This is a genomic window from Synechococcus sp. PCC 7502, from assembly GCF_000317085.1.
Lineage (GTDB): Bacteria > Cyanobacteriota > Cyanobacteriia > Pseudanabaenales > Pseudanabaenaceae > PCC-7502.
In genome coordinates this window covers 877,796-887,747 of the sequence record NC_019702.1, presented here as the reverse complement: position 1 = coordinate 887,747, position 9,952 = coordinate 877,796, and the positions used below count along the sequence as shown (strand labels likewise).

Below are 9,952 nucleotides of genomic sequence, written 5' to 3'. Positions count from 1 at the left end.
GCCTCGGTAATTTAATTTGCTTAATGCCATTACGAGTAGGCTCAAGTATTTCCACAGTTATATATATCTGGTAGCACACCCGCCGCCAGCATTTTAAGTAATGTGATCATCATAAGTTGGCGCACATTGGGAAATACGGCTTGGACAGCTACATCTTCCCCACTCTTGGTTGTTGGCGGCGTGTTGGGGTTGGGCAAAACAGAATCATGATTTGTCATTTTTTAAAATTTAAGAATGCGAGATGTATTAACTTTTAACTTGGCTGGAGCATTAACCATCTGATTTGTTTGCTTTTGGCTATGAACTTTGTATGTTTTGCGTATTTTGCGTTATATATTGCTTATAGCATGTAAAACCTTGTTCACTTATACTTGATTATCGATCTTCAAGTCAAATAATTTTTCTTGGCTCACAGAAAGGCTCAATATGACTTTTGTGAATCTAGTAAAAGTCTATAAAAATTCTTAACTAATCATTTATAACCTTAAACCTCCTTACATGATCTAAGGTCTAAAGCTTGGGAGTTGGGGAATTAGTCGAGGTTACTATTTATCCAGAATTTCCATATCAGAATCTTTAAGAACGTAACTAACTACCTTATCAATACTTTGCTCTACGGTCTCTACATCGGTATAACAAATAATTTCTGGTGCGATTGGTGCTTCATAGGGATCGCTAATTCCAGTGAAATTAGGTATCTCCCCTGCCCTTGCCCTCGCATATAGCCCCTTAACATCACGGGCTTCGCATGATTCTAAGGTTGCATTTACATACACTTCAATAAAATTTGTGGTAGTTCTGCGAATTTCATCACGCAGTTCTCGATAGGGACTAAATAACTGCGACGATGGTAATTACGCCATTCCGACTGAGTAAATTTGCGACAAAAGCAATTCTGCGAATATTATAGTATCTCGGTCTTCTTTAGTAAAACCCAAACCCTTAGTATAGATGAGTTCTGACAACATCCCCATCTAGTAGTTCAACTTTATAATCTTGGGCTTTTAGTTTTTCAGTGACTCCAAGAGCGATCGTAGTTTTTCCTGCTCCACTTAAGCCTGTAAACCATAAGAGCATTCCTGAATGATTCAATTTATCCACCTTAAAATTACATAATACAATGGAGACTTTTCTGAGTTGTCTAACTCTTCCTAGCTTTTTGAATTTGAAATTGCAGATAAAAAGGTAAAAAAATTGTGGGATTAGCCCCAGTGTGTTAGCATCTCTGAAAGAGTTTTTAAAAAACTAAACAGATCATAATGAGCTATGGCTAAAGTCCTAGTCCTCAATGCATCCTATGAGCCGTTAAACATCACAAACTGGCAACGTGCTGTTGTTTTATTACTCAAAGGGAAAGCCGAGCAAGTTGAGCATAATGGTAAAATGCTTGCTCCAAATTTTCCACTGCCTACAGTTATTCGACTTTATCACTATGTGAATTTACCTTATAAAGATGTACCACTCACTAGGAGAAACATCCTACATAGAGATGGACATTCTTGTCAATACTGCGGCTATACAGGCGAAGATTTAACTCTTGATCATGTTATTCCTAAATCTCGTAAAGGTGGCGATACTTGGGAAAATATGGTTACTGCCTGTGTACGGTGTAATGTCAAAAAAGGTAACCAAACTCCTAAAGAAGCAAATATGCCCCTCCGTAAGAATCCCCGCCGTCCCCACAGTGGGCTTTATTTTGAGGTAACAAAGTATTTACGCAGTGGTGGGCATCAAGAATGGAAGAAATATTTAATTGGTTTGTAAAGCTTATAGTAATTGAATTAGTAATTGAATGCGGGTAGTCCATTTAGCAGATTTACATTTAGGGTTTCGTGCATACAATCGTGTCACTAGTCAAGGTATTAATCGACGGGAGGCAGATGTATTTGCGGCATTTAGGGAAGCTTTGGAAAAAACCATCGCCTTAAAACCTGATTTAGTTTTGATGGCAGGAGATATTTTTCATGTGCCTCGCCCTACTAACTTGGCAATCTGTCAAACTCAACGGGAATTAGTACGATTTCGGAGTTTATGTGGTGCGGAAATTGTAGTAATCGCTGGCAACCATGAATCTATTAAGACCGCAGATAATCGCTGTATTTTAGACCTATTAAGTTTAATTCCTGATATTACGGTTGTAACTTCTAAGCCTGAAGCAGTGGAGGTATGTGGTGGTAAAGTCAAGGTATTTTGTTTGCCCCATAATGCTTTGGAACGCTTAGATCAAGTTCAAATTGCTCCAGATGCTGAGGTTACCTATAACCTATTGATGTTGCATGGCACTGTGGATAGCGATCGCATTAATGATTACGGTGGTTATGATATTCCTGAAAAAGTCTTACAAATGCCTTGGGACTATGTTGCCTGTGGACATTATCACAGCTACACCCATTTGGGGCGCAATGCCTATTATGCAGGGGCGATCGAGCGCACTAGCAATGATATTTGGAAAGAAGCAGAGGAAGATAAAGGTTTTATTGAATTTGATCTAGAAACCCATAAGGCTAAGTTTCACCCTTTAAAAAGTCCCCGTTCAACCATAGATTTTCCGATTATTGATGCGGCTAATTATGATGCCCCCAGCCTCGATCGCCTAATTTCTGATCATGTTAAGCAAGTTGATATTACCGATAAATTGGTGCGGCAACGGGTAATTAATTTACCTAAATCTGTTCAAACTCAACTGGACTATCGACAATTACGCTCATTTCAATCTCTGGCTGTGCATTATTTACTTGATCTGCGATCGCCCCAAGTAGGTTTATTAGAATCCAAGGATTTAATGCCTAAGTCTGGGGGTATTTCAGAACGAGCTAAGGCATTTTTACAGGATCGATCTTTGCCATCGGGATTAGATCGCCAGAACTTTGTAACTAAAGGATTATCCTATCTACAAAGTTAAACTTTTTCATCGGCTGAATTAAAATTCTTGACGAACACAGGTACTACACATTTGCCATCGTTTTAACTCTCCTTGAGGGGTAGAGCATTTACATCTTGGACATTTGGGCATAGTGGCATTTTGGGTTTTAACAATAGCTGTTAGTCTGTGAAAAGCTTCAAGGGCATTACTGGGGGGAAGGGGTAATTGCTTAACCTGTGAGGCTTCTAATCGCTTTGGGGAAATATAGCTTGGATGTTGGATCAGTAACTCAGGTATCGGCTTTTTAGGTTCTTGGGATGAATTTAGAGACTCTTTAATAGGTTGTTTAATTGCATTCCATTTAGCAGTCGAAAAATGTATATCAACGATTGGCTCCATCCCGTTTAGTAATAAAGGCTGTAATTTACTGAGAATTCGTAATCGTTCAAATGCCAATGCCTGTGACCATGCTGAATTTGCGACTGCAACTTGCAAAACATTACGATAAATACCTGTGGGTCGGGTTTGCTGGGCAACTGAGGCTCCTACTACGGTGTGCCAATGGCTAATAATTTGTAAAAACCTACGGCGATCCTGCCAACTAGGCTGTGCCTGAATTGTAGCGATAATAGGAGATAGGCTAGTTAAAGACATAGAACTTTTTTATTAATTCCTCACATCTAGCTGAACCAAGTTAAGAATTTCAAGAAAGAACGAGTCCGATCTGTTAATAGGGTTTTACGGTAGGCATCGGCAGCTTTTTTTATGCCTTCGGCTTGGGTTGGGTAGGCATGGATGATTCCAGATAACCGATTTAATCCTTGTTTAGTAGCGATCGCCAAGGTGATTTCACTGAGCATTTCCCCAGCATGACTGGCAACAATGGTTGCGCCGAGGATGCGATCGCTGCCCTGTTGATAGAGGATTTTAACAAAGCCTGCTGTTTGATCATCTAGGATTGCCCGATCGATCGCTGAGCAGGGAATTTTAATCTCATTTGTATCTAAACCGAGAGCGTGAGCTTCAGCAGCATATAAACCCACATGGGCAACTTCTGGATCGGTAAACGTAACCCAGGGCATAACTAAATTGCTGAGTTTACTCCGTCCAAGTCCAAAGGGAGAAAATAGCAGATTTTTAAGTACGATTCTGGCAGCAGCATCGGCAGCATGGGTAAATTTCCAGTTCATACAAATATCCCCCGCCGCATAAATAGCAGGGTTTGTCGTTTGTAAGTAATCATTAACAATTACACCTTGACGCTGATTGTATGCCACGTCTGCTGTTTCTAAGTTTAAGCCTTCTACGTTTGGCGATCGCCCCACCCCAACTAAAATCTCATCGACTTCTAAACTGACATTTACTCCATTTTGCTGATAAAAGATAGCCTTATTCTTTCCTTTTTTCTCCACTCTTTCAAGATTTGCTCCCAAAATTAAAGTTACTCCCTCTTGGGCTAACCGTTCTTGGATAATTGCCGCCGCATCTGCATCTTCTCGATTTAGTAGCCGTGGATTTCGATGAATTAGTGTGACCTCAGAGCCTAATCTTTGAAATGTTTGCGCCAGTTCACAACCAATTGCTCCGCCCCCAATTACTGCTAACCGCTTAGGTCTTGTGGTTAAAGAAAAAACGCTCTCATTGGTGAGAAATCCAGCTTCTAATAATCCCGATACCTGCGGATCGGTGGCTCTTGCACCCGTGGCAATTACCGCTTTCTTGAAGTTTAAGCGTAAACCATTAACTTCTAGGGCTTTTGTATTAATGAACTGAGCCGATCCTAAAAACACATCTATTCCTAGTTGCTGAAATCTTTGCACGGAGTCATTTTCGCTAATACTGGCTCGCAGTCGGCGCATCCGTTCCATGACTTGATCAAAATTAACGGCGATCGCTTCAGGAAGATCAATACCAAAGGAATGAGCCGCCTGTATTTCCGCCACAGCCCGACCCACTCTAATTAAGGCTTTAGATGGCACACAGCCCACATTTAGACAATCTCCCCCCATGAGGTGTTTCTCAATCAGTGCTATTTTTAAGCCTAAGCCCAAGCCTGCTGCTCCTGCTGCTACCACTAGTCCTGCCGTCCCTGCTCCGATCACTACCAAGTCATAGCATTTTGCAGGATCGGGATTTTGCCAATCTAAAGGATGAACATGATTAAGTAGAGCTTGATTATAGCGATCGAGGGGCTGGATTAGGGATTCGGGGCTATTGGGCATATTATTTACCTCAAGAGATTTTTAAGCCCAAGTTTGAGCCAATCGTAAAAAACTTGACTTCTTATCGATTTTGCAACTTTCTCAAAAAGGCTAATGCTATAGTTTCACCTTTTTTGTTGCCCTGTTTCCTAAATAATTCCACAGATATTGTTATATCTTTAATTGCTCCATTTTTATCACCAGACTTAAGCTTGGCAATACTTCGATTGAAAAAGACATGGGCATAATTAGGATTAATACTGATAGCTTTGTCATAGTCAGCTACTGCTCCTTGATAATTGCCTAAATAATACTTGGCGAGACCTCGATTGTAAAAGGCATTGGCATAATTAGGATTAATACTGATAACTTTGTCATAGTCAGCTATAGCTCCTTGATAATCGCCTAAATTATCCTTAGCGATACCCCGATTGTAAAAGGCATTGGCATAATCAGGATTAATACCGATAGCTTTGTCATAGTCAGCTATTGCTCCTTGATAATCACCTAAATTATCCTTGGCAGTACCCCGATTAAAAATGGCACTGGCATAATCAGGATTGATACTGGTAGCTTTGTCATAGTCAGCTATTGCTCCTTGATAATTGCCTAAATAATACTTGGCGAGACCTCGATTGTAAAAGGCTACAGCAAAATCAGGATTAATACTGATAGCTTTGTCATAGTCAGCGATCGCTCCTTGATAATCGCCTGACCGAGCCTTGACCGTACCCCGATCAGAAAAGGCTTGAGCATCAGTAGGATCTAAGTCTCTCTGGACTAATTGTTCAGAATCCTTTTGGATTAGTTGTCCAGCGTACATTGGCTGGAAGGCGCACATTGATAAGATAAGGCATAAAGTATAACTAGTCCCTATGAGGTTCATCGTTTTTTTCATAGCCCTAGCCCTAATCTTTACCTTCCAATTTGAGATTTACTTTAACATTTCAAAGTATAAAACATACAGAAATCAAAGGTGCGCTCACCTGCTAATGCTAAAACTTCAGCTAGGGTAATCTGCGCAGAGGGTGGTGATTCAATAAAAAAGTGATGCAAGTCTTGAGAAAGTTGAGCCATAGTTGGTGCAAATTTACTCTGTTATGGAATATTGCGATCGCATAACTAAGTGAATAGGATTGCGATCTAAAAACTTACTTACAAGCAAATTGGATGTAAATATTACATTCTCCTGATTTTAATCCGATTGAGATGTTCTGGTCTGTGCTGAAACACTTTATGATGTTACTGAAACCTGAATCTTTAGACATGATCCAACATTTCCTAAATATTTTGCCTTTGTTCTTACTCCTTTTCGAGTGTAGGGGGATGTATGCCTTGGTCGTAGGATAGGCTGTAATTAACTAGAGTGAGGTGGTTGTGCCAATAAAAACTTTGCTTCGGCATAGCGATCGCTCTTGGGATATTTTTCAATGATTTGGCGTAAATAGTTGCGGTCTTTGCTTAAAAAGTAGCTAGAGAATAGTAAGTCATCAATATAATTACTGTTAGGAAATTGTTGCTGGAGTTGTGCCGTAATTTGGTTGAGGCGGTTTTGATAGTCAGTGAGCATTTGTTTCTCTGCATATTCGTACTGCTCATAGTTATCCAAAGCAAAGCTAGTTAAAGGAGATGTGGGATTAACTAAACCATGCAGACTTAGGGTTTCAATAAGGTCATGATTTTCCCATTGCTCTAATAGAGTTTCCGCCTCCATATATAGAGTTTTTTCCAGTACTGGAGTTTGAGGATCGCTTAATATCTGCCGATAGAGAGATAAAGCTACGGCATTTTGAGTGCTGGCTAAATAATTAGTGACGATCGCCTTAGGTATCTTTCCCGATGGGCAGGTAAACCAAACTTGGCAGTTATCCTTAGTTAAGCTCGGTAATGTATAGGTACGGCTCCCGGACCAAAGGGGAAAGTAACCATTTTTCCATCCACCCACATCTGCCCAATTGGAGGCAATTTGATATGAAGATTCAGGGGTATTAGATTTTTGTAATGCTTCTAGCTTTTGCCAGCGTAGTCGTTGTTCAGTTAGAAATTTTTGGATTTGACTTTGGACTTCTGTAACTTTTTGTTCTTCGTACCATATTCTGGAGTTGTAGTAGGTAGAAAGATAGGCAGTTGGAATTTGCTCAATATCTAGGTTGCTAGTAAGTTCTAAGGCTTTTGTATAATTTTGCGATCGCCCAAATCGGACAGCTAGAGCGTAGGTAAATAGAGGAGCAAGGGGCTTGATTTCTGGAGCTTGACTTAAACTTTGTAATTCCTCTGCGGATAAACCTATATCTAATTGGGTACGCACATGGGGAAATGCTAAATAAGCCGCATCACTATCCCCCGTTGGTGTAATCATCATTTTTGCCCAAACCTTTACTGCCTCTGGTTCAAGATTAGCGGCTTGATAACTGCGAGCAAGGAAATAGGCGGCATCATCGGCACCAGGATGATTGGTGTATTTAACTAACCATTCCTGCCACAACTTAATCTGTTCTGTGCTTGAGCGTCGGGCAATCCGATCTAAAATTAGCTGGGGACGAGCTTCTCCACCAAAATAGGACTTGCCTGTTAAGTCACCATATTCACGACAGCCAGTGCTAAATTTGGACTGGGGATATTTTGTGGTAATGCCCAGCAATAGATAGTAGCCATAGGCACCAAGGGGATCATAGCTTTCATAGCTAACAAGCTGAGTCAGTGGATAGAGTTGCTGAAAATCACCGTTAATAATGGGCTGAAGTGCGTCACTCCCTGCTTTGTTGTCATGACGATCTAGTTCTAAAATTGCCCAAATTTTTTCAAGGGGACTGCTATTTGTATCCTGTGCTAGTGCCAGTAGAAAGTCTTGGGTAAATTTAGTCGCTTCCCCAGCTTTTTGTATCCCCAAGCGTTCTAGGAAAATATAGGACTTTTCGGCTTTGGTAAGACCATGAAAGTAGATAACGGCATCTTGAATTTGCTGGCTGGTTGGTTGAGAAATCGCTTCTAACTCTAGCCATTTCGGTACCGAGGGAGTTGGTGGTTCTGAATATTTACCATAGACTTGTTCATAGCCTAGCAATCTCACCAAAAATTCCAGATTAAATTGACTGTAGTAATTGGGTGAGTTTTTGGGTTCTAGGTTTTGCTGTGCTAGTTTAATCAGGCGATCGCGGGTAGTCGGATCATTGAGGTTAAATTCTGCTTCCCATTGCTTAGACTCATAGCTCAGTGAAGTCCCTTCTTGACTTAGTAAGTAGTTAACATTTTCAGTGAGTAAAGAAAAATCTGAAATAGAAGTATGTCGTTTAAGCTGCTGTTCTAGCCAAATAGTTGTATAAGGTTTGCCCAAGCTACGAATTCCAGCAATACCATAGGTTTGGCGGGTTTGATCTCGACTGCGGGCATAGTATGCCAATAGAGGGTATGCTTTCGCCCCATAACGCTGCCACACAGGATTTGTAAGTTTGCCATTGCCCCACTTGAGGATAATTAAGTCCTGCCTGATGTCATTGGCGATCGCCTGCCATTGGGGATCAGTGCGTAATCGATCGCGAGTTTGATCATCTATTTCTAATTGGGTGAGTTGCTCCGTACTAAGTTGGTCAGCTTGGCGCAGGGCATCGGTGGGATTGGGTAATTTGGGTTTAGAGGGTAATAGGGCAACTACTACAGCCCCAGCGATCGCAGTTATGCCTAAGCCTAAATAGAGATAGATGGATCGATTAGATAGCTTGTTCAATTTATGTGCCGACTCTTCTTACTAAATACTTGTTTGGATATAAAACTCATGAAAGCATCATTAATATAGCCGAATGTAACTGCCTGTTGGTAATTCTGTGGGCTACGGAGATAGATCAGGCAAAGGAAGCTTTAGATGGTTCTTGGCTCCGCAAAAATTGTTCACAGTCACGAATTGGATAAATCATCTTGTCCCAGCGTGAATCGGGTAGGGATAGAGGTCGGCGTTCGGTCATGATCCAAGCACTGAGGCGATCGCATTCCTGTTTTTGCAATTCCATAGAAGACTGCAATGCTGCTTCAACCCGAATTAACCCAAAATATAAATCCTGATTAGTATTATCCCTAAGCCTTAGATACCAACTGCACACAGGATGGCGACCACGGGGAATAAATGCTGAGCTTCTTTGTCCTTGGCGGAGATTCAGGATTACCTGCTGATCGGGAAAGCGAAAATATTGCGTATTATGACTTTTAATTAGCCCAACAATTCTAGGATGTTGAGAGGATTCGGGCGAAATTGTAATCGAACCATCCATCACCAACCAGCCCATAGTCTGGGATTGAATCCATGTTTCTGCCAGTTCTGCTTCTAGGCGTTCCCGTGTGAGGGTAATGGCATTACGGGCATTTTGGCATTCCTGCATGACCTGCAATTGGGATTCACTGGCTTCTTCTCCTGATGTGACTTTGGGAGAATTTAGTAATTTGAGAGTGTCAACTAGGGGTAGTTGCTGCGATCGCAGACGATTTAGTTCTTCAGAATCAAATTCCACAAATGGTAGATACAGAGCTTCACGGACTTGGTGTTGCCATTTAGAGAGGAGAGCTTTTTGTCTTTGTCTGACTACGGCAGCCGTATAACCGTAATAAACTGGGACATAGTTTTGATAATAAAGGAGATAACTACGCTGAATCCCATCCATAAAGTGCGTAAAGCCATTCTCGGATACGGTACAACTAGGAATATCAAACGCCTGCATAGGAGCTTCAAGTAATGTCGCTTCGGAAAACTTAGACTCTACCGCATCAAATCCTGCCTGTTCATCATAGCTAGGCGATCGCATAACCTGTCGAGATGGAGTTTGGGGAGAACTGCGTAGATATTTCTGGAGGTGGGGTAAAAGTGATGAAGGCATTTTTAATAGGACTTACGCAATTAAAT

The 9,952-nt window shown here is 41.2% G+C and carries 10 protein-coding genes and 1 pseudogene; 2 read left to right on the top strand and 9 right to left on the bottom strand.

Features of this window, described 5'->3' with window-relative positions:
• Positions 1-41 precede the first annotated feature (41 nt).
• The 3 genes and pseudogenes from SYN7502_RS20095 to SYN7502_RS21310 all read right to left on the bottom strand — a co-directional run bounded on the left by SYN7502_RS20095 (position 42) and on the right by SYN7502_RS21310 (position 1,077).
• Positions 42-218, bottom strand: a complete 177-nt coding sequence (locus SYN7502_RS20095; RefSeq protein WP_015167677.1) for a hypothetical protein — start codon at positions 216-218, stop codon at positions 42-44.
• 327 nt (positions 219-545) lie between these two features.
• Positions 546-782, bottom strand: coding sequence for an adenylyl-sulfate kinase (locus tag SYN7502_RS21315; protein ID WP_371257823.1), 237 nt, complete (start codon positions 780-782; stop codon positions 546-548).
• Between the two features lie 49 nt (positions 783-831).
• A pseudogene (locus SYN7502_RS21310) lies at positions 832-1,077 on the bottom strand (adenylyl-sulfate kinase).
• 189 nt (positions 1,078-1,266) lie between these two features.
• Between SYN7502_RS21310 and SYN7502_RS04390 the strand changes: the two are divergent.
• Together SYN7502_RS04390 and SYN7502_RS04385 are read left to right on the top strand one after the other, a co-directional pair.
• Positions 1,267-1,764: an HNH endonuclease gene (locus SYN7502_RS04390; protein WP_015167676.1), complete on the top strand. Its 498-nt coding sequence runs from the start codon at positions 1,267-1,269 to the stop codon at positions 1,762-1,764.
• Positions 1,765-1,792: 28 nt separating this feature from the next.
• The gene (locus SYN7502_RS04385) at positions 1,793-2,902 is read left to right on the top strand and encodes a metallophosphoesterase family protein (protein ID WP_015167675.1); all 1,110 of its coding nucleotides are present in this window, start codon (positions 1,793-1,795) and stop codon (positions 2,900-2,902) included.
• Positions 2,903-2,920: 18 nt separating this feature from the next.
• Here SYN7502_RS04385 and SYN7502_RS04380 read toward each other — a convergent pair whose 3' ends face one another.
• The 6 genes from SYN7502_RS04380 to SYN7502_RS04360 all read right to left on the bottom strand — a co-directional run bounded on the left by SYN7502_RS04380 (position 2,921) and on the right by SYN7502_RS04360 (position 9,926).
• Positions 2,921-3,517 (bottom strand): DciA family protein, encoded by a 597-nt coding sequence (locus tag SYN7502_RS04380; protein WP_015167674.1) that lies wholly within the window; start codon positions 3,515-3,517, stop codon positions 2,921-2,923.
• 26 nt (positions 3,518-3,543) lie between these two features.
• Positions 3,544-5,085, bottom strand: coding sequence for a mercuric reductase (locus SYN7502_RS04375; protein WP_015167673.1), 1,542 nt, complete (start codon positions 5,083-5,085; stop codon positions 3,544-3,546).
• Between the two features lie 61 nt (positions 5,086-5,146).
• Positions 5,147-5,887: a tetratricopeptide repeat protein gene (locus SYN7502_RS04370; RefSeq protein WP_015167672.1), complete on the bottom strand. Its 741-nt coding sequence runs from the start codon at positions 5,885-5,887 to the stop codon at positions 5,147-5,149.
• Positions 5,888-6,003: 116 nt separating this feature from the next.
• Positions 6,004-6,141, bottom strand: a complete 138-nt coding sequence (locus SYN7502_RS19570) for a hypothetical protein (protein WP_015167671.1) — start codon at positions 6,139-6,141, stop codon at positions 6,004-6,006.
• Positions 6,142-6,421: 280 nt separating this feature from the next.
• Positions 6,422-8,788 (bottom strand): hypothetical protein, encoded by a 2,367-nt coding sequence (locus SYN7502_RS04365; protein ID WP_015167670.1) that lies wholly within the window; start codon positions 8,786-8,788, stop codon positions 6,422-6,424.
• Between the two features lie 115 nt (positions 8,789-8,903).
• On the bottom strand, positions 8,904-9,926 hold the full coding sequence (locus SYN7502_RS04360) for a hypothetical protein (protein WP_015167669.1): 1,023 nt from the start codon (positions 9,924-9,926) through the stop codon (positions 8,904-8,906).
• Positions 9,927-9,952 lie beyond the last annotated feature (26 nt).